Consider the following 21,031-nt stretch of genomic DNA (forward strand, 5'->3'; position numbering starts at 1 on the left):
AATATAGCTGTTCGAGTAAAGGGTTCGCTTTCTCTTAAGGTGAACTCTTTCGTTTCAATAATTAGTAATAGAAGTAAGTTGTAATTTATTTAATTGAGTGAATTTCATAATTACCAAAAATGAGCCACATCACGCAATATATAGTTTGCGAATGGTTTTGACGCAACTATATATTGATCTTAGTGGCGGAAATAATGAATTATGAAATTCATTAAATTAGTAGATTAAAAGTGTTATAAAAATGAAACTAAACCTTAATATGGAGTTTCGAAACTTTACTTATACGTTTGTTTCTCAAAAGCTCGTATTAAGGAACAATATATTGGAGGCATTATTATGAAAATCGGTTTAATTGGTTTAGGCAAAATGGGCTTAAATCTTGGGCAAAATTTAATTGACCACAATCATGAAGTAGTAGCATTTGACGTAAATCAACAATCAGTAGAAGAAATGGTTAAGCATGGTGCTCAAGGGACAACTAGTTATAAGGAACTTATTGAATCGTTACAAATGCCAAGAATTATTTGGATCATGGTTCCCCATCCAGTAGTAGATTCAGTCATTGATGAGATCACTCCGTTTTTAGAAAAAGGAGATATCGTTATTGAAGCTGGGAATTCACATTATAAAGAATCAGTTCGTCGTTACAACCATTTAAAAGAGTATGGAATTCACTTTATGGATGCCGGAACTTCTGGTGGAATGGAAGGGGCTCGTAATGGAGCCAACTATATGGTTGGTGGCGATAAAGAAGCTTGGGAAATTGTTGAACCAATTTTTAAAGATACAGCTGCTGAAAATGGCTACTTATATACAGGTGAAGCAGGAAGTGGTCATTATTTAAAAATGGTTCATAACGGAATTGAATATGGAATGATGGCAGCTATTGGTGAAGGGTTTGAAGTACTAGAAAAAAGTCAATTTGATTATGACTATGAGAAGGTCGCTAAACTTTGGAATCATGGGTCGGTAATTCGTTCATGGTTAATGGAGTTAACAGAACAAGCATTTTCTAAAGATGCGAAATTGGACGGAATTAAAGGAGTTATGCATTCTTCAGGTGAAGGAAAGTGGACAGTGGAGGAAGCGTTAGATTTACAAGCAGCTACTCCAGTCATTGCAATGTCACTATTAATGCGTTACCGCTCATTAGATAGTGATACGTTTAATGGAAAAGTTGTTGCCGCTCTTCGTAATGAATTTGGCGGACACGCTGTTGAAAAAAAGTAGGGTGAACTTCTTTCGGGAGAGTTGAAATGTTTTAGGGAGGGGCTGTCTCATAAGTGTCTGACACTTATGAGACAGCTCCAGCCCTATTTAAGCTCACTGTGATACATTATCAGGTCGAGGTTTTATACATAAAAAAACGTATATGGAGGTAATTTAAGTGAAAATTTTTATTGATACTGCCAATGTTGATCTAATCAAAAGAGCACATAAGATAGGGGTTTTATCTGGAGTTACGACAAATCCTTCGCTTGTTGCTAAAGAAAATGTGAAATTTGAAGATCGTATTGCAGAAATTTTGCAAGCAGTACCTGAGGTAGAATCGGTTTCTGCAGAAGTATCACCAAACGCAGTGACAGCTGAAGAGATGATAGCTGAAGCAAACGAGCTTATTAAAATTAACGGTGGAGATAAAAACGTAACGATCAAACTACCGATGACGTTAGCCGGGTTAGAAGCGACTCGTTATTTAGCAGATAAAGGTGTGAAAACCAACGTTACTCTTATTTTTACGGTTAACCAAGCGCTTTTAGCGGCTCGTGCAGGGGCTACATATGTATCACCATTTTTAGGACGTTTAGATGATATTTCTGAAGATGGCGTTCAACTAGTAACGAAAATTGCTGAGCTATTCCGCGTTCACCAGGTAGACGCGCAAATTATTGCCGCATCTGTTCGCCATCCAGATCATGTGACACGTGTTGCAATGGCTGGTGCGCACATCGCAACAATTCCTTTTAGTGTAATAGAGCAATTGGCAAAACATCCGCTTACTGATCAAGGAATTGCAAAGTTTGCTGCTGATTGGGAAACTACAAAAGTTTAATTAAAATATTTAATCATATGGCAAAAGAACGCTATTAACTGAGTGAATTTCATAATTACCTAAATTGAGCCATATCTAACTATATGTAGTTGCGATCGACTTTACGCAACATATAGTTACCCAATGGCGATAATATTGAATTATGGAATTCATTAAACTAGCTAATAAAAAAGACGGGGCTGTCCCAAAACTAAGTGTAGACACTTATGGGATAACCCCGTCTTCTTATTTTTCATAAGAAGGGATGAAACGTCCCCGCTTTTCAAAGACTTCTTCATAATCTGTTGCTTCTTTAAGTGCTTTTTCTTCGGTCCGTATACGCACGGAAAGTACGAGTGCATTAACGATCGTAAAAACGACTGCTGTCCAATACGCTTGAAAAATAAGGGGAAACACCGCAATTTCAGTAAAAACGATGACGAAGTTAGGGTGACGAATATATTGGTACGGCCCTTTGGCAATCACTTTGGCTCCAGGAAGCACCATAATTCTCGTATTCCAAAACTCTCCAAGGGAAGACAGTGCCCAAACACGCCCGAATTGAGCGATTAAAAAAATAAAAAAAGGGACGATCGACCAAGCGACAAATTTTGGTGGGTGGACCGTTACCTCCACTAATAGAGATAAGAAAAACATCGTATGAAGTAAAACAAGATATTTGTAATGTTCTCTGCCTACTTCATAGCCTCCTCGTTCTTTAATCCACACAGCATTTTTATTAGCAATTATTACTTCAATTACACGTTGGCAAATGACGATTACAATTAATAAGTAAATACCGAACATTTAATGTACTCCTTTCCATTGTAGTAATACGAGTTCGGAAGAAAATCCTGGTCCTAGTGCAGCCATAAGTCCATAATCTCCTTCGTTATGTTGTTTTTTCATGATTTCTTCAAGGACATAAAGGACGGTCGGTGAAGACATATTTCCGTGCTTTTGTAAAATTCGTTGACTTTCACGGGTCATTTTTTGATCAATCTCAAGTACCTCTAGGTAGGCATCGATTACTTTCTTTCCACCAGGGTGAGCAATAAATTCGGTTAGATCATTGATTTTTAAGTTCATTGTCTCAAGAAATTCCTCTACATTTCGTCGTAGCCATTTTTTTATAATGTTAGGAATATCTCTAGAGAAAACAACGTGTAATCCGCTATCCTTCATTTCCCACCCCATTACATCTTCAGAATTAGGCATTAGTGTCGAACGGGACTGTACGAAGGCAGGTTGTAGGGGCTGTGCAGTTAGATCGCGTATTGACGATTCGTCTCCGGTGATTAAGGCACAGGCGACGCCATCAGCAAATAAAGAAGTACCGATTAAATTACTTTTTGTAAGGTCGTTTCTCTGAAATGTTAGGCTACAAAGCTCAACGCAAACAACGAGTGCATTGGCTGTTGGGTAAGCTTTACAATATTCAAAGCCACGGGCGATGCCACTTGCGCCTCCAGCACAGCCAAGCCCCCATATTGGTATTCGCTTCGTATGAGGAGAAAAAGGAAGAACGTTCATAATCCTTGCCTCAATACTCGGTGTTGCCATTCCAGAACTAGAAACGAAAATAATTGCATCAATGTTAGCTACATCTATTTCTTGTTTCAAAAAAAGTGCATTTGCTAAACAAAGATTGATCGCCTCAACGCCGTATTTTGTAGCAAGCTCAATATATAAATCGTTCTTTTCTTCAAGAGAATGGTCGACACGAAACCACTCGAGCGGCATTGCAAATTGACGTTCTTCAATTTGTCCATTAGAAAAAGCTTTTAATAGACGCTCAATATCTTGGAAGTTCTCACTAAACAGCTCTCGGGCAAATTCGGTTGTAACGTCTTGCTTTAATGTGTGTGGTGGTTTGAACGAACTAATCGATGTGATTTGTGGCATATCATTCACCTAACTTTACTTTTTAAGTTTCAGTTACGTTATAATTTCCAATTTCTTCTTCGGTTATGTAAGTTGAAAAACATTTTCGTAACAACTGTGATGCAGCAAACGAGCTTGGAGTGGAATTATTATACAATTTGTCCACTCCAGACGGACAAAAAGGGGTAAATGTCTTTTTGAGGTGTCTGACACCACTAAATGTGAAATTAAATTTCACAAATATTCAAATTTAGTAAAAAAAATTCGGGAAAGCCTAGAAAAGAGAAATTTTATTTCGTATAATTAAATTAACAAAAAATATTTTTTCTTTTACAAAAGGGGGAACTAAAATGATTCACGGTGTGATTCCGGCAGTACTTACACCTTTTACGACTAGTGGTGAAGTAAATGAAAAGGCTTTACGTGAATATGTTGATTTTTTAATTGATAAAGGCGTTCACGGATTATTTCCGTTAGGAACGAATGGGTCAGGACCGCTTATGTCAGTGGAAGATCGAAAAAAAGTGATTTCAATTGTCGTTGAGCAAACGAATAAACGCGTACCTGTGATCGTCCATACGGGAGCGATTTCTACATCCGAGACAATCGAAGTTACCTTACATGCCGAAAATGCAGGGGCTGATGCAGCGGCAATTGTTACTCCATGGTATTTCCCACATGATGATGTTTCATTACAATTGCATTTTTCAGCAGTTGCTGAAGCTGTTCCGAATCTTCCAATCTATTTATATAACATTCCAGGAAATGCAAAAAATGAATTAAAACCGAAGTTAATGAAAAAACTCGCAGATCAACATGCTAACATTAAAGGTATTAAAGATAGCTCTAAAGATTTAGCAAGATTACAAGATTACATTGCCACTTTAGGAGAAGGTTATGACGTAGTTGTGGGAACTGACGCTTTAGTTTATCCAGCTCTAGCCATGGGCGCAACAGGCGTAGTCTCGGCGGTTGGGAATTGTTTTCCAGAAATTATGGTTGAGTTGTATGAAGCTTACAACGCTGACGACTTAACGGAAGCAAAAAAATTACAATACCGTGCTAATCAAGTTCGAGATGCCCTGAAATTAGGCTCATATATTACTCCTTATTATGAAGCATTAAAACTTCGAGGGATTGATGTTGGTGAAGTGAAACTTCCGCTACGACCGTTAACTGAAACCGAAAAAGATAATTTAAAAACTGCTTTAACAAATCTTAACTTATTATAGAAAAGGAGACGATCAACGATGGAAAATAAAATTTCGCAAATTGCCCCATATACGAGAGCAATTTTAAAGGCACACTTATGTTCATGTGGTGTCGATTATAAAAGTATGGATAAACCAGTCATTGCGATCGCAAACTCTTGGAATGAAGTCGTTCCAGGTCATGTTCACTTAAGAGAACTTGCTGAGCGGGTAAAAAAAGGTGTTCGTGAAGCGGGGGGCTTACCGCTAGAGTTTAATACGATTGCTGTTTGTGATGGAATTGCGCAAGGTCACGAGGGGATGAAATATTCACTACCGAGTCGTGAGACAATTGCTGATAGTGTTGAAATTATGGTGAAAGGACATGGAATGTTTGACGGAATGGTCGTTTTAAGTTCTTGTGACAAAATTGTTCCCGGAATGATGATGGCTGCCGGGCGCTTGAATTTACCATCTTTAGTCGTTTTAGGTGGTGTCATGCCAAACCATATTAAACCGTACGAATCTAAAGCGGCGAGAAAAGACTTTTTAGCAGGAGAGCTTGATGAAGAAGGATTAGTTAAAATTACAAATGAGTATTATCCGAGCGCAGGTGCTTGTCCGTTCCTAGGGACGGCGAATACGATGCAAGGGCTTTCTGAAGCGTTAGGAATGGCACTTCCAAAAACGTCTTGGATGCAAGCTCTATCAGATGAACAGTTAGATGCTGCCGAAGAAGCAGGTCGTCAAGCGGTTGAATTAGTCAATAAAGGGGTCACTCCTAAAGACATTATGACAAAAGAAGCGTTTGAAAATGCGATTTCTGTATTACTTGCAATGGGTGGTTCGTTAAACGCTTGCTTACATTTACCAGCCATAGCTCATGAAGTAGGAGTGGACCTACCGATCGACCTTTTTGATGAAATCAGTCGTAAAGTTCCATTCCTTGCAGGAGTAACTCCAAATAACAATGAATATACAACCAATGATTTACAGCGTGCCGGTGGAATGCCAGCATTAATGCAAGAATTACGTTCGCTACTACACACGGATGCTTTAACAGTTAATGGCAAAACGGTTGCTGAAAATATCGAAGGTCACGACGTACTTGATCGTGAAATTATTTATCCATTACAAAAACCAATTACCGAAGAAGGTGGTATCGCCGTTCTTAAAGGAAACTTAACAAAAGACGGTGCCTTAATTAAGCAATCGGCGGTTTCAAAAGATTTACTTACTTTCTCAGGCCCAGCAAAAGTCTTTAACTCAGAAGAAGATTTTGTAGCTGCTTACGAAGCCGATAACATCTTTGAAGGAGATGCCGTTGTTATTCGTTATGAAGGTCCTAAAGGAGGGCCTGGTATGAGGGAATTACACCGCTGTACGGAAGTGTTAGGGAAGTTTGAGCGAGTTGCCTTAATTACTGACGGTCGTTTTTCTGGAGCTAGTGCTGGTTTATCAATTGGATACGCTAGCCCAGAAGCAGCTGAAGGTGGTACGATGGCCTTGGTTGAAGATGGCGATATGATTGACATTGATATTCCAAACCGTTCAATTACGTTAAACGTTTCAGATGAAGAACTATCACGTCGCGCAGAACATTTAGAAATCTTAAAGCGTGAAGCGAGTAAATATTTACGTATGTATGCAAATAACGCCTCATCTGCTGCAACAGGTGGAATTCGTGTTATTGACGAGGAAAATAAAACAAAAGAATACTCACTTTAAATATCGCAAAATAATAGGAAAAAGTGTGAAAAATGGCTCAGTTCAAAACGAACTGAGCCATTTTAATTTGATTAGATATTTCAATACTATCGCCATTAAGTATCTATATGTAGTTGCGTAAAGTCGTTCGCAACTACATATAGTTTGGTATGACTCGATTTAGGTAATTATGAAATTCACTCAATCGGGTGCAAATTAACCTCTTAAAAAGACATTCGTTGAAAGTTAGCCAACGCCGAAAAATGTGGCTTTAATGCAAAGTATAGCTGTCGATAAGTCTTGTATAGTTCTTGGTATACTTCACTTGATTCACGATTTGGTTCAATCGTTTGCTTCATTGGGATAGATTTTTTTATAGCTTCTAACGATGACACTTCACCTATAGCAAGAAGTGCAAACCAAGCTGCGCCCCATGCTGAGCTTTGATGGCTTTCAGGTACTTGAACAGGGTGACCGAAAATATCAGCAACGATTTGTAACCAAAGTGGTGAACGAGCAAAGCCACCACTAGCGTATAAATTAACAGGCTCACCAGCTAACCGTTCTAACGCCTCGCCGACACTATAAAGGCTGAATACAACCCCTTCTAAGCCAGCACGGATCATATGCTCTTTTTTGTGTGCTAAAGTAAGTCCGATATAGCTCCCTCTAGCATTCGCATCCCAGTAAGGCGCTCTTTCTCCATTTAAAAAAGGTAAAAATAAAAGTCCATTAGAACCCGGTGATACGGTGGCAGCTCGCTTTGTTAATAAGTCATATGCACTGCCCCCGTTACTTAATGCTAGCTCAACTTCTTTTTCTCCTAATACATCTCGCATCCATTGAAAAGCGATACCACCATTATTTGTCGGTCCCCCCATGATCCACAAATTATCAGCAACACCATAGCAAAAGATTTCTTGTTTCTCATCAGTTTTTGGTTTTGAAGACATTTGTCGTATTGCACCGCTCGTGCCAACAGTGATGGCAACATCACCAGGTGCAGTGGCGCCGATCCCTAAGTTTGCTAACGGTCCATCACTGCCGCCTAATACAAACGGTGTATCAGCTTTTAACCCCATTTGCTCTGCTATATCTATAGGTAACCCTTGGCAAACTTCTGTTGGTGGAACAGGCTTAGATAATTGTTCACGGCGAACACTTGCAATTTCTAACACATCATCGTCCCAATCAAATGAATGGATGTTAAAAAGACCAGTAGATGAAGCGACTGAGTAGTCAACAACTGCTACACCGAACCATTGTAAAAGAAGATATTCTTTAATAGAAACAAACATAGTTGCTTCTTGATAAGGTTTGTAGTCGTTTTCCTTCATCCAAACTAACTTGCTTAACGGAGACATTGGATGAATTGGTGTCCCTGTTTTTAAATAAATATCCGTTTTTCGTTTTAATCTTTCAGCTTGTTTTACACTTCTTCCATCTGCCCATATAATTGATGGAGATAGAGGCTCATAATGATTATTAAGACAAATGAGTGAGTGCATAGCCGATGAAAGACCGACTGTACAAACTTGTTCTTTTTTTGCATTTGCTTTTTTTACAACCGAACTAATAGAGGCGATTGCCGCTTTTTCAATTACAACTGGATCTTGCTCGGCCCATGACGGTTGTGGGTGACTAACAGAGTAAAGGCTTTCGCTTTCTGCTACTACAACTCCGTCTTTTTTAAATAAAACTGCTTTTGCACTTGTTGTTCCAATATCAAGACCTATGACATAACTCTCCATTTAGTACACATCCTTATAGCCGCTTTAGTGAAATTGCATTTCGTACTTTTTGTAATGATTGTTGCATTAGCTCTCTGCGAGCAACACTTACATTAACGTAAAGAGCATCGATTATACTTAATTGCGCTAGTCGAGATGACAATGCTTCAGAACGGTACTCTGTTTCATCACTTACTGTATATAGTGGGATATCCACTCCTTGACTAAGAGGAGATTTCGCTAGCGTAGTAATCGCTATCGTCGTGGCCCCTGCCTCTTTAGCTACTTCTAAAGATTGAAGCATATCTTTGTTTGAACCTGAATGAGATATGAGCACAGCGACATCGTTTTTTGTTAATAAAGAAGCAGACATAATTTGTAAATGGGAATCGCTATAAGCAGCAGAGTGAATTCCTGTACGTAAAAACTTATGATGAGCGTCTTCAGCGACTGATCCGGAACCACCGTTCCCGTAAAACTCAATTTTGTTTGCATTAAGAATTGCTTGAACAGCCATTGGAAAATGGTCGGCTTCGATGACTCGCAATGTTTCTTCTAACGTACGGATATTAGACTTGAAAACTTTTTCGGCAATCGTTTTTTCTGTATCGTCCGCTTGAATTTTTTCATGAATATCATTAATTGGACTAACAACTTCAGAAGCTAGTGCAATTTTCATCGCCTGATAACCTTTAAAGCCAATGCGCTTACAAAAGCGGAACACCGTAGCTTCTGCTACACTTAAATCATCGGCAATTTGATTAATGGTAGAGTGAACAATATTTTGTGGATTATTTATTATATAATCAGCAATTTTTTTTTCTTTATCACTAAAATCTGAATAAGAAGATTTAATTCTAGCTATACAATGTGTTTGAACCATACCTGAGTCCTCCCAGTGAAAAATTATTTCTACTTATATCATATATGAAAACGGTTAATAAAAAAATATTTTTTCTTAAAAAACATAGAAAAAGAAAATAATTACCATAAAACTAGTGAGAAATGGAAAATTATTTCATGTGAAAACGAGGTATTTTACAAATTAAACACTATTTTCTTATAAGGAATCTATTTTTCACGTTGTAGTACAGACTTTCATTTTATAAAATAGAAGAAATTGAGTTTTGTTCGAAGATCCCATAAAGTGGCGATACATTGTCCAATCGCTTTTTTATTACAGAAAGTAACTAGTGTGTGAATTTGCGTAATTAAAAGTTTTATAAAAACTAGTTTCGCTGAACAATGTTTTTATTTAATTAAGAGGAGAAATAACATGACAATATTTATTCAAGTAGTATTACCAGTAATATTAGTATTTTTGATCGGATACCTCGTTCAAAAGTGGAAAAAGATGAATATTAAATCGATTTCTACGGTTGCGATTTATGTAATGACACCAGCGCTCGTTTTTCGTACTTTTTATACCGCAGAGCTGAATATACAACATTTATATATGGTATTTTTTGCAATTTTGTTACTGTTTTCGATTATAATCATCAATATCTTTTATGCAAAGATAAAAGGTTATACACAAACGACAGAAAGTGGTTTAATTTTATCCACCGCGTTTATGAATTCAGGGAATTATGGGGCACCGATTATTTTATTTGCATATGGTGAAGCAGGGTTTGCTTATTCCGTTTCTTTTTTAGTATTGCAAGCAATTATTATGAATTTTTTTGGCGTTTATTATGCGGCGCGTGGAAAAGCAACAATTCGAGTAGCGATCCGTTCCGTGTTAGAAATGCCAGCTACATACGCTGTTATTATGGCTATTTTATTAAAGGCTACAAGTTTTGAAATGCCAAGTAATTTATTTCAAACGATAGATATTATCGCAGACGCAGCCATTCCTACAGTTATGATCATTTTAGGGATGCAATTAGCGAACATTGAATGGGCAAAGTTTGAGTGGGGACATATTTCATACGGGGTTATTGTAAGATTAATTATTTCTCCGGTTATTGCTTTTGGAATTACATTAATGTTTCCTTTCGATCCGCTTCTTGCTAAAGTATTAATTGTATCAGCGGCAATGCCATCAGCAGCTACGATTGTGATGTATGCTGTCCAATTTAATGCACAGCCGAAACTCGTCTCGGCGATCACATTAGTAACGACGCTGTTAAGTATTTTTACGATTACGATATTGTTAGCTATATTAGGATAAAAATAGTTTAATAGTTCACGTGAAAACAATACATGAGTAGTGCAAAAAAGAGGCTTTCCAAAAAGAAAGTGTCAGACACTTATGGGACAGCCTCTTTTAGTTAGTTGATCTTAGATCTTAATAACTCCTACTGCGGTTAAAAATATAACGAAAATTGCAATCGGTGCTATAAATCTTAGCACAAAGATCCAAGCATGACCGATTGGAGAATCTCCGAAGTTTGAAGCTTCAAGTGCTTCTGACTTTTTCCAGCCCCAACCGATAAATAAAGCAATCATTAATCCACCGAGTGGAAGGAAAATGTTCGATGCAATAAAGTCCATACTATCAAGGATGTCGTTACCGAAGAAGGTAATGTCAGCCCATACTCCCTGACTTAAAGACGATGGTACACCGATGAAGAAAATAATTCCGCCAACGATGATTGCCGCTTTTTGTCTCGACCAATTAAATCTTCTCATGAAATAAGCTACAGCAACTTCAAGTAAAGAAACAGCTGATGAAAGGGCTGCGGCCGCTAGTAAAAAGAAGAAAAGTAACCCGAACAGAGTCCCTAAAGCCATTTCGTTAAAAATTTCTGGCAACGTAATGAAAACAAGCCCTGGTCCAGAGTCAGGGGCAATCCCAAATGCAAAAACAGCTGGGAAAATCATTAATCCCGCTAGTAACGCAAAGACTGTATCTAGTCCAGCGACACTTACAGCGGCGCTAGGTAGTTTTTCTTTTTTTGATAAGTAACTACCGTACGTAATTAGTGCTCCCATTCCTAGACTTAATGAGAAAAAGGCTTGTCCAAGCGCTGCTAGATAAACGTTAGGATCTTTTAGTGCACTCCAGTCTGGAGAGAATAAAAATGCCATTGCTTCTCCAGCACCACCTAAAGTTAAACTATATCCAGCAAGGATGATCACTAAAATAGCAAGGAGTGGCATTAAAATTTTATTCGTTGTTTCAATTCCTTTTTTAACACCGTTAAAGACTACTCCGATCGTTAGAGCCATGAAAAGAAACTGCCATAAAATTGGCTGGATAGGACTCGAAATAAAATTGACGAAAACTTCATATGTTCCACCGTCCCCATCAGTTGAAATCCCACCTGTTAAATAGCTCGTGAAATATTTAACCGTCCAACCGGCGATCACTCCATAAAATGATAAAATAATAAATGCTGAAGCAACTCCTAAAAATCCTGCAATGACCCAAGGCTTACCAGGGGCAACTGAGGAGAACGAGCCTACGACATCACTTTGAGCTCGTCTACCGATCGTAAATTCAGCCATTAATACTGGGATTCCAATGGCAATAATACATAATAAATAAATGAGTAAAAATGCAGCTCCACCGTTATCACCAGTGACGTATGAAAAACGCCAAATGTTACCTAATCCTACCGCTGACCCCATTGAGGCTAATATAAAGCCTAGCCGAGACCCCCATTGTTCGCGACTATTTTGATTCTGATTCACAAAAATTTCCTCCTTTAAACCGTTAAACCGATATAGTAGATATACTATAACATATTGTTCAGATATTTCTATATATTTTTATGATAAAATCTTATTAATTTTTTCCAATAATATATGGACATTAATAATTACTTGGATTTACTGATTCTTCGTACATTTTTGTATGAAAAAAAGAACGAGTAATTTCCTGAACGAGCCTCTAAAATTCGCTAGAAGTTTAAAGCGAAGAGAGGGAGATTGCTCGTTCTTTTACATATTAGATGGTGACGATTATTTTCATGAGCGTTTTGTATAAGAAAAAAGGTATTTTTCATCCATGACGCATTTTCTACATTTTTTCTTCAAAGTTTCTTCATAATTCTTATTTATAATTATGATTAATTGATAATGAATAGGAGGAAATAAATTGTTTAAGATGAAAAACATACTTATATTATTGATGTTCGTTTTTACGATTAGTTTTATTATCGGGTGTGCAAGTGACCCTGGTGAAGAAAACACTAGTGAGGTAGTGAACAATAACGAAACGCCAGAAAAAGAGGCTGACGATGTGACAGGTAGTGAGGAGGAACTTTCAAATAGTTTGGGAGGATTACTTCACTTAAATACGAAAAATGTTACACGTTTAAATAGTAATGATGCATTTGAAGTATCGGTGATGACGTCACAGATGATTTGGCCAGCAACACATGAAGCAAATCAACCAGGTACAATTATGCTTGCTCCATATGAAAATTGGCAGCTAGCGTTAGCGAGTTTAAACTTAGTGCATCATCCGAATGACGGTCCGTTATTATTTACTGATAATGGTGCCATCCCTGATTCGATTTTAGCTGAAATTGATCGTCTACATCCGAAAGGAAATGTAGAAGGAACACAAATTATGGTCATGGGCAGCTTAAACGTTGGAGAGCTAGATAAACTGAGCGATTATGAAGTAGTGGTCGTTGAGGTAGAAGAGGCTGCGGCATTTGCATATGAAATAGATCGGATTTATGGTGAACTGACGAACAACACTCCAAACAGTGTAATTATCGGCTCAATGGAGGAAAAGGGGAAAAAATTCACGATTCCTGGGGGAAGTTGGATTACTCATATGGATGAACCTTTACTTTACGTAACAGAAACAGAAATTCCTGAAGCGACAGTCACAGCATTAGAAAAGCGAGCGGGTACAGCGGCAATTTATGTTGTTGGACCAGAAAGCGTCATTTCTAATGAAGTAGTAGAAAAGTTAACTCAATACGGTGATGTTACTCGTATTTCCGGGGAAACGCCAGCAGAGTTAGCGGTTGAATTTGCCAAGTTTAGAGATCATGACACAAACTTTGGTTGGGAAGTTGTTAGTCCAGGTCACGGATTAGTGATGGTTTCTACCGAATTTCCAGAGCTAGCAATTACAGCAGCGCCATTCGCTCATTTAGGAAAACATGCCCCAATGGTTTGGTTAGATGAAGGTAAATTCACAGAAGAAATGCACATGTACCTAGAGCAATTAAAACCTACATTTGAAAACGAGCCGACAGAAGGTCCATATAACCACGCTTATTTAATTGGTGGTGAAAAATTAGTTCCATTTAATGTTCAAGGTTATATTGATGAAATGCTCGAAATTGTTCCTGCTAGTGGTGGTGGACATGGAGATCACGGTGCGCATGGGCACTAAAATGTGAGGGATATACAAATTTCCACAAATGAATAATATACACATAATATGATTTGATATTTCTGTATACAAAATGTTTAAACCTAATATAATTTCACTTAAAGATAAACAATATTGTCTATAATAGTTGATTTGATTCGGAGGAGCTCATTGTTGAGTTCCTTCGAATTTTTTCGTTTCTGGGTGAATATTTATAGAGATTTTTTCTAAAAATTTTGTGATGTGAGGGGATGAACTGGCAAAACTCCCCAATAATTTGGCGGTTTTTATGAATTTTTGCAGGATTACCCTCGGAAACTCTGCTAAAAGTGAGTCTAATTGAGGTTTTGCACGTACAAGACCGATGGAAGTGTTTTCATTATGGCTAGTGCCTATATATTGCTGAATTACGCAAATGCTAATGTTTGTATTTATTAGTGTTCTTTTGGTATGCTTCAAAAGTCATTTTGACAAAATATATTTTTAATACTTTAAAACTAAGGCTTCGCAAAGTGAATATGTACTAAAATAGTATTGCTACTTTGCAACCACTAGAGCAATTTTTATTTAGTGAAAGCCAAGCTGTGTTAAATCACTAAGGAGTGCAGAAAAATGCTAGGAAAACTGAAAGTAGTAACGATTCTTTGCTTAGTTGTTGTGTGCGTATATATTGTGGTTGAAAACAATAAGCTACAAGATGAGTTAACTATTTTAATAGAAGAAAATGAAGAGATGTATGTCGAAGTAGAAGAAATTAAACAAATCGTCTCGCTGGATGGTCTAACTGAGCCTGTCGAGACTTCTTATTATTCATGGGAAGATTCTAAGAGACTTGCTGCAAAATTTTATGATGAAAGTGATGGCCGTTTCCCGGAAGAATGGGGCTTGTTTTTAGCTGAAAAAGCAAAAGAGCGTTCCATCGATCCGTACATTTTATTTGAACTAATTAGAGTTGAAACAGGTGGAACGTTTGATGAAGATACGGTTGGGCCGCAAACGAGGTTTGGTCGTGCCTACGGGTTAACACAATTCATGGAAAATACAGGCCCTTGGATAGCGGGCATGGCAGATTTGCCCTATGAAAAAGACTTATTATTCAATCCATATTACTCTATCGAATTAGCTACTGTTTATTTAGACTTCTTATACGACCGTTACGGAGATTGGGACCATGCATTAACGGCCTATCATCGCGGAATGTACGGCCTTGAGCAGTTTAAAAATAATCAAGGGACTGCCAAAAGTTGGTATTCAGAAGAAATTCAAGAAAAAGCCAAACGCCTTGAAATGGTTGCCATGAATTAGGTTGTCACCATTTTGGTGTCTGACACCGCCCGTGGACATTTGGCCAATTTGTCCGTCTCCAGTGGACACTATTCGGTAACTTAGTTAGATGCCCAAAAAACAAGTGCATTTCTCCACCTAAAAGGTAGAGAATGCACTTGTTTTTATTCTACTTTATCCAGAGGTGATTCTGTTGGTCCTTCTATAATATCACCATCAATGGAATACCGAGAGCCGTGACATGGACAATCCCAAGATTTTTCACCGTCATTCCATTCGACTTCACAGCCTAAATGGCGGCAAGTCGCATCAACAACGTGAAGTTCGCCATCTTCATCACGATAAGCACCGCACTTTTGGCTGTTCATTTTAACGTAAGCTCCTTCACCGTTGGCAATATCTTCAGGATGCTTGTCGTCCATACTAAATTTGCCTTTAACAAATTGATAGGCAACGTCGGCATTATGCTCAAGAAATCTTTTTACATCAGGATCAGCGTGGAAACGTTGTGGTGTATATAGTGATTCGTAAGGGCTGGTCCCTTTCGTGATTAAATCTGATAACACCATTCCAGCAGCTGTTCCGTTCGTCATGCCCCATTTACGATAGCCTGTCGCAATATAAATATTTTTAGAGCTAGATGTAAAATGGCCGATGTATGGAATTTTATCTAATGTATAAATGTCTTGTGCTGACCAGCGGTAATGAATGTCTGTCAATCCGAGCACTTCCTTGCCAAAATCAGCAAGTGCTTCATAATGCTGCATCGTATTTATCCCGTGGCCTACTTTATGACTTTCGCCGCCGAGGAGAAGTAAGTTACTTGTGCCGATTGGTGTTGAGCGAACAGACCGCGTTGGCGATTCAGCGCTTAAATACATGCCACCAGGATATGGTTCATCACTTTTTACAGCAACTACGTAAGAACGTTCTTGGTACATTTTTGAAAAGTAAAAGCCAGCAGCATCGTAAAACGGGTAATGTGAACAGCAAATCACTTGTTTGCTCGTGATCGTTTTTCCATTACGGGTCATTACTTTCGGTTGAGCTCCCTGTTCAAGATCAACCGCTGTCGTATTTTCAAAAATTTGTCCACCGTTTTGTTGAATAGTTTCAACGAGTCGAAGTAAATATTTTAACGGATGGAATTGAGCTTGACGTTTCATAACCAACGCTTTTTTCATCGGAAGTTGCTTGAATGGCATACTGTCTACAGTATCACCAGGGATTTTCAATTTTTCATAAGCTCTTGCTTCATTATCAAGTTTACTTAACTCTTGATCACTGTTCGTATAAATGTAGGCATCGTGCTCTTCATAGTCGCAATCAATGTTCAGTTGACCAATCGTATTTTTAATAAAAGCGCGGGCCGAGTCTGTGGCATTATAATACATTTTTGCCTTCTCTTCACCAAAGTGATTGATAAACTCATCGTAAATGAGTCCGTGCTGGGAAGTGATTTTTGCTGTAGTATGTCCTGTCGTTCCGTTTAAAATAGAGCCAGCATCAATTATTGTCACTTTTATACCTTCAAGTGAAAGTAAGTAACCGGCGGTAATCCCGCTTATTCCTGCACCGATGATCGTCACGTTGGTCGTCATATCTTCGTTTAAAGGTGGGAAGGAAGGAAGTGTTAACTTTTGATGCCAATAAGGGTCTGGAAATTGTGGCCAATGCATATTTGTCATAGTTATATCCTCCAAATTATAGTTACAGGGCTATTTTTTCCTAAAATTAAAAAACAATTAATGAATTTCATAATTCAATATTGTCGCCATTAAATATTTATATTTAGTTGCGTTAAACCTCTCGCACTACATATAGGCTGATATGGCTCATTTTAGGTGATTATGAAATGCACTCCAATGTTAGAAAAATCGGTGGATTCTTTTTAGTGGTAGATGTAAAATAAAAAAATACGTTTAAAAGGTGGTAGATAGCATGATTTTTTTCGATATTGACGGAACACTTCTAAATGAAGATAAACAATTACCTGCCTCAACGAAGAAGGCAATTGAACAGTTAAAAACTAGTGGGCACAAAGTAGCTATTGCTACAGGGCGTGCGCCATTTATGTTTAAAGAGTTACGTGAAGAACTAGGAATCGATACGTTTGTCAGTTTTAACGGACAATACGTTGTTGCTGAAGGTGAAGTGATTTATAAAAATCCTCTTCATAAAGAAACGTTAAAATCATTGATGGAATATGCAGAAAAAAATGAACATGCATTAGTGTTTATGGATCATGAAGATATGAAGGCAAACATTGAGCACCATTCAAATATCGAAGAGAGCATTGGCACATTAAAGTTCGATCACCCGAAGTTTGATCCGGGCTACGTGAACGATCGCGAAATTTATCAAACGCTTCTTTTTGTTGAAGATGGGGTAGAAAAACATTATGTCGATACCTTTGATCAGTTTCATTTTATTCGGTGGCACCCTGTATCTACGGACATTTTGCCAGCTGGTGGCTCAAAAGCAAAAGGTATTGAGCATGTCATTCGTCATTTAGGGTTAGCTAGTGATCAAGTGTATGCGTTTGGTGATGGGCTTAACGATATTGAAATGTTGAGTTTTGTTGAGAATAGCATTGCGATGGGGAATGCCCATGAAAAGGTGAAAGCATCTGCTAAGCATGTAACGAAGCATGTTGATGAGGATGGAATCGAGCACGGCTTGAAGTTAGTCGGTTTGTTGAAATAGCGCTATTAGGAATTGAAAATTGAAAATTAAAAATTGTTGGAAGTTCCTCTGTGATGTTAAAAGCGCCCGTATTGTAATGAGTTGCAGTACGGGCATTTAATTTAAACTGTGCTATATCACCGTTCAGCATTATTGAGCAAAAATTCCACAAACTAATTAGGGGTGTCTCAAAATGAAGTGTCAACCACTTATGAGACAGCCCTTACTTTAACAATGATCTGTAAATTGTCGATTTGCTCGCGCTTTTAAAACTACTGTCTATCAATTGCCAAGCTTTTGCCATCCAGCTTCTTTAGGGTGGCGTAACGCTTCAAGTACTTTTTGCGCTTCATAGCCAATGGAAAAATCGTACAACTCGGCCGTTTCACCGTTCACAGCTTTCACAAACTCTGATACTAGAGTATTTCCGTTCGCCTCAGCGACTTCCAACTCTGCTAAAACGTTACCTGTTTTAGCACCGAGTAGCTGACGCCAATTGCAAAGCTTAATCGTACCTTCGCTTCCGTAAACAGCAAATTCAAGATGCTCTTCACCACCGATGTTAGCTAAACCATCAATGAGCACCGAAGTTCCATCTGCCAGTTTCATTTCTGCAATAATCCCGTTTTCGCACAACGCTGGGTCATCAGGAAACTGTAACTGAGAACGTACTTCGGAAATTGGGCCAAAAATTCGTTGTGTAGCTTGGATCCAGTGGACACCAACTTCTAAAACGTAGCCGCCTTGCTCGCGACCGGCTACCCAGTCACTTTGTTGCCAAAGACGTGGCCAATGTGGGAAGTGCATTATTAAATTAATACGACGTAAATCACCTACATACCCATCACTAATTAATCGTTCAAACTGTTGCAAACTCGCTTGATAATTTAAAGGGAAATGCATCGCATGAACGAGTCCACTTTTTTCAACCGCCTGTAACATTCGTTCCGCTTCTTCCACCGAGTTTGCTAACGGCTTTTCACATAAAATGTGCTTTCCAGATGCTATCGCTGCTAATACAACTTCCTCATGAAACTTAGGGGGAACTGCAACATAAACGGCATCAAGCTCATCGAAACTTAACAATTGTCGATAATCTTCATAAGTTGCTTCCACTCCGTATGTATGAGACATCTCTTCTAAGCGCTTACGAGAAGTGTCACAAAATGCTGACACAACAATATCATCACGCTCAGCAAAAATTTTCATTAAGCGCTCGCCAACAGCTCCTAGTCCTATTATGCCAATATGTATTACTTTCTTTGTCATTTTCATCAGCTCCTTGTGCACTTAAGTAGTGATCTTTTTAAACGTATAGTTACCATTTTCATTTTAGCGGTTATCCAATAAGTATGCTAGCCTCGTCAACCAACATCAACAAAATATCAAAAAGGCAAACGAAAATATTGAAAAAATAAAAGATAAAATTGCAAAAAATCATTGGCGACCTGAATACCATATCGCTCCTGAAGAAAAATCTCTCGCTTTTGGCTAATTAATGACACTTTCAAAATGGTAGTTACAACTAACGAAAAGTAAGGTAGAATAATTGCATAGTTATCATATAAAAGAGGGAGGAAAATTATGAAACAGAAACTATTAGCAGTTGTTCTTCTTGCTTTAATCGTTTTCATCGCAGCTTGTGGTTCAGACGATGGAGCAGCTAATATTGAATTTTATGACACAGGGGATTTTAACATTGAATTATTAGATACAGAAGGTAATACGGTTAACATTTCTCCGGACGGAAAAACGATTTATGCATATTTCACGGGCCCTAACTGAATTGTTTGTATTCAACAGCTAGTTGAGCTGGAAAAGTATGCAAATAATGAATTGAAAGATGTGAAACTATACGCGATTAGTGTTGCATCTCCAGAAGAGCATGTGCAAATTCAAAATACGTTTGAAGTGGGCAGTTTTGAATTTCTAACAGACCATGACTATGAATTTGGTGATAGGTTTGGTTTTATTGATTTTAATGAAGGTACGATTGAAAGAGGTTATGTAGGCGTAAACCCAGCCTCTCAAAATATGATCGTCGAAGTCGACTATGAAGTAGGCGATAATATTAATACTGTATTACGTCATATGGATGAATTATAAGATTAACCTTTAAAAGATGTTCTGTAGCAAAGATCTAGTCATCAGTGCTAAATAGAGACGAGTTAGTTCAACAGTCTTTATTTAAATCTCTGCTGAGCTTTGTTTTCGGGGCATCTTTTTTATGGTTAGTTGGTTGGTTAGTTAGTTAGGTAGTTGGCAAGTGGGAAAGCGTCCATGGTAGTTTTGATTTATTTTAAAAATTAAATGAGGAGCTGATAACATGAACCCGATCATGGCACACCGTGGATGGTCGAGCCGAGCACCGGAAAATACGTTAGCTGCAATAAAATTAGCTGTCGACGAAGACTGGATCCATTCAATTGAAATCGATGTACAACTTACAAAAGATGGAGTACCTGTCATTATTCATGACTTTCACGTGGATCGTACAACAAATGGAACGGGTCTCGTTAAAGAATTAACATTAAATGAGTTACGAAAATTAGATGCTGGTTCATGGTTTTCTCCAAAATTCAAAGCCGAAAAAATCCCGACATTAGAAGAGGCTCTCGAACTTAGCAAAGGGCGAAAAAGGTTGAATCTTGAACTGAAAACGGCAGGTGATATGTACCGGGGCTTAGCTGAAAAGGTTGTACGGTTAGTAGAGAAGTTTCAAATGGAGAATGAAGTCATCATTACATCTTTTAATCATGAAAAACTAAAGCAAGTTAGGCAGGTAACTTCAAATATAGAAATAGGTTTAATTATCGAGGGGAATCCGCCGTTACTAGACGAACAATTACAATACATAAAAGCAAATACAGTTTCCATGTCGTTTAGGTTTTTAACTCCATCGATTGTTGATCACCATTTAAATAGCGGGAGAAAGCTCGTTGTCTGGACACCAAATACTTTGGGAGAGATAAATTTCGTGAAACAACTATCTAAAAAAATAGAGATTTGTACGAATTATCCAGAGCGAGTTTTAAGTTCACACGTTTAAAAGGTCCAATTGACCGCTCTTGAATTATGAAGTATTTGTGAAAATGGGTGCACACTTATGAAAATATAAAATCCCTACACTAAAAAACGTTGAATTATCAACATTTTAAAGTGTAGGGATTTTTTTATACACAATTACGTTTTTTCCCTACAAGATGTACACGTTTTTCTGATAGTGAAGAATATC

Annotated in this window: 18 protein-coding genes; 11 read left to right on the forward strand and 7 right to left on the reverse strand. The window is 38.0% G+C overall.

Annotated features, from left to right (window positions below):
• The first annotated feature begins 336 nt into the window (after window positions 1–336).
• Entirely contained in the window at window positions 337–1,230 is an 894-nt protein-coding gene (gene gnd / locus BKP35_RS11560) for a phosphogluconate dehydrogenase (NAD(+)-dependent, decarboxylating) (protein ID WP_071313508.1), read from the forward strand.
• A 157-nt stretch (window positions 1,231–1,387) separates the two neighbouring features.
• On the forward strand, window positions 1,388–2,053 hold the full coding sequence (gene fsa, locus BKP35_RS11565) for a fructose-6-phosphate aldolase (protein ID WP_071313509.1): 666 nt from the start codon (window positions 1,388–1,390) through the stop codon (window positions 2,051–2,053).
• A 225-nt stretch (window positions 2,054–2,278) separates the two neighbouring features.
• Here the strand turns inward: fsa and BKP35_RS11570 are convergent, their stop codons facing one another.
• Window positions 2,279–2,839: an isoprenylcysteine carboxyl methyltransferase family protein gene (locus BKP35_RS11570; RefSeq protein WP_071313510.1), complete on the reverse strand. Its 561-nt coding sequence runs from the start codon at window positions 2,837–2,839 to the stop codon at window positions 2,279–2,281.
• A complete protein-coding gene (locus tag BKP35_RS11575; protein WP_071313511.1) occupies window positions 2,840–3,937 on the reverse strand; it encodes a type III polyketide synthase in 1,098 nt (365 codons plus the stop codon). It lies immediately after the preceding gene.
• Window positions 3,938–4,266: 329 nt separating this feature from the next.
• On the opposite strand from BKP35_RS11575, the gene dapA reads away from it, so the two are divergent.
• Both dapA and ilvD read left to right on the forward strand, forming a co-directional pair.
• Window positions 4,267–5,148 carry a 4-hydroxy-tetrahydrodipicolinate synthase gene (dapA, locus tag BKP35_RS11580; RefSeq protein WP_071313512.1) on the forward strand — a complete coding sequence of 294 codons (882 nt, stop codon included), beginning with the start codon at window positions 4,267–4,269 and terminating at the stop codon, window positions 5,146–5,148.
• An 18-nt stretch (window positions 5,149–5,166) separates the two neighbouring features.
• On the forward strand, window positions 5,167–6,834 hold the full coding sequence (gene ilvD, locus BKP35_RS11585; RefSeq protein ID WP_071313513.1) for a dihydroxy-acid dehydratase: 1,668 nt from the start codon (window positions 5,167–5,169) through the stop codon (window positions 6,832–6,834).
• A 203-nt stretch (window positions 6,835–7,037) separates the two neighbouring features.
• Here ilvD and BKP35_RS11590 read toward each other — a convergent pair whose 3' ends face one another.
• Window positions 7,038–8,564: a gluconokinase gene (locus BKP35_RS11590; protein ID WP_071313514.1), complete on the reverse strand. Its 1,527-nt coding sequence runs from the start codon at window positions 8,562–8,564 to the stop codon at window positions 7,038–7,040.
• A gap of 13 nt (window positions 8,565–8,577) precedes the next feature.
• Window positions 8,578–9,426 (reverse strand): MurR/RpiR family transcriptional regulator, encoded by an 849-nt coding sequence (locus BKP35_RS11595; RefSeq protein ID WP_071313515.1) that lies wholly within the window; start codon window positions 9,424–9,426, stop codon window positions 8,578–8,580.
• Window positions 9,427–9,819: 393 nt separating this feature from the next.
• Here BKP35_RS11595 and BKP35_RS11600 point away from each other — a divergent pair, with 393 nt between their 5' ends.
• The gene (locus BKP35_RS11600) at window positions 9,820–10,716 is read left to right on the forward strand and encodes an AEC family transporter (protein ID WP_071313516.1); all 897 of its coding nucleotides are present in this window, start codon (window positions 9,820–9,822) and stop codon (window positions 10,714–10,716) included.
• Between the two features lie 110 nt (window positions 10,717–10,826).
• Here the strand turns inward: BKP35_RS11600 and BKP35_RS11605 are convergent, their stop codons facing one another.
• Window positions 10,827–12,182 (reverse strand): sodium-dependent transporter, encoded by a 1,356-nt coding sequence (locus BKP35_RS11605; RefSeq protein WP_071313517.1) that lies wholly within the window; start codon window positions 12,180–12,182, stop codon window positions 10,827–10,829.
• A gap of 415 nt (window positions 12,183–12,597) precedes the next feature.
• Here BKP35_RS11605 and BKP35_RS11610 point away from each other — a divergent pair, with 415 nt between their 5' ends.
• Window positions 12,598–13,848 carry a cell wall-binding repeat-containing protein gene (locus BKP35_RS11610; RefSeq protein ID WP_071313607.1) on the forward strand — a complete coding sequence of 417 codons (1,251 nt, stop codon included), beginning with the start codon at window positions 12,598–12,600 and terminating at the stop codon, window positions 13,846–13,848.
• 591 nt (window positions 13,849–14,439) lie between these two features.
• On the forward strand, window positions 14,440–15,132 hold the full coding sequence (locus tag BKP35_RS11615) for a lytic transglycosylase domain-containing protein (RefSeq protein ID WP_071313518.1): 693 nt from the start codon (window positions 14,440–14,442) through the stop codon (window positions 15,130–15,132).
• Between the two features lie 143 nt (window positions 15,133–15,275).
• On the opposite strand, the gene BKP35_RS11620 is transcribed toward BKP35_RS11615, so the two are convergent.
• Window positions 15,276–16,799, reverse strand: a complete 1,524-nt coding sequence (locus BKP35_RS11620; protein WP_071313519.1) for an FAD-dependent oxidoreductase — start codon at window positions 16,797–16,799, stop codon at window positions 15,276–15,278.
• 253 nt (window positions 16,800–17,052) lie between these two features.
• Between BKP35_RS11620 and BKP35_RS11625 the strand changes: the two genes are divergently transcribed.
• On the forward strand, window positions 17,053–17,817 hold the full coding sequence (locus BKP35_RS11625; protein ID WP_071313520.1) for a Cof-type HAD-IIB family hydrolase: 765 nt from the start codon (window positions 17,053–17,055) through the stop codon (window positions 17,815–17,817).
• A 261-nt stretch (window positions 17,818–18,078) separates the two neighbouring features.
• Here the strand turns inward: BKP35_RS11625 and BKP35_RS11630 are convergent, their stop codons facing one another.
• On the reverse strand, window positions 18,079–19,065 hold the full coding sequence (locus tag BKP35_RS11630; protein WP_071313521.1) for a Gfo/Idh/MocA family protein: 987 nt from the start codon (window positions 19,063–19,065) through the stop codon (window positions 18,079–18,081).
• A 315-nt stretch (window positions 19,066–19,380) separates the two neighbouring features.
• Here BKP35_RS11630 and BKP35_RS11635 point away from each other — a divergent pair, with 315 nt between their 5' ends.
• The 3 genes from BKP35_RS11635 to BKP35_RS11645 all read left to right on the forward strand — a co-directional run bounded on the left by BKP35_RS11635 (window position 19,381) and on the right by BKP35_RS11645 (window position 20,845).
• On the forward strand, window positions 19,381–19,581 hold the full coding sequence (locus tag BKP35_RS11635) for a hypothetical protein (protein ID WP_071313522.1): 201 nt from the start codon (window positions 19,381–19,383) through the stop codon (window positions 19,579–19,581).
• Between the two features lie 51 nt (window positions 19,582–19,632).
• A complete protein-coding gene (locus tag BKP35_RS11640) occupies window positions 19,633–19,902 on the forward strand; it encodes a hypothetical protein (RefSeq protein ID WP_139192865.1) in 270 nt (89 codons plus the stop codon).
• A 220-nt stretch (window positions 19,903–20,122) separates the two neighbouring features.
• Window positions 20,123–20,845 carry a glycerophosphodiester phosphodiesterase gene (locus BKP35_RS11645; protein ID WP_071313524.1) on the forward strand — a complete coding sequence of 241 codons (723 nt, stop codon included), beginning with the start codon at window positions 20,123–20,125 and terminating at the stop codon, window positions 20,843–20,845.
• Window positions 20,846–21,031: the final 186 nt, after the last annotated feature.

The sequence above is a fragment of the Anaerobacillus arseniciselenatis genome (assembly GCF_001865995.1).
In the GTDB taxonomy this organism is placed as follows: domain Bacteria; phylum Bacillota; class Bacilli; order Bacillales; family Anaerobacillaceae; genus Anaerobacillus; species Anaerobacillus arseniciselenatis.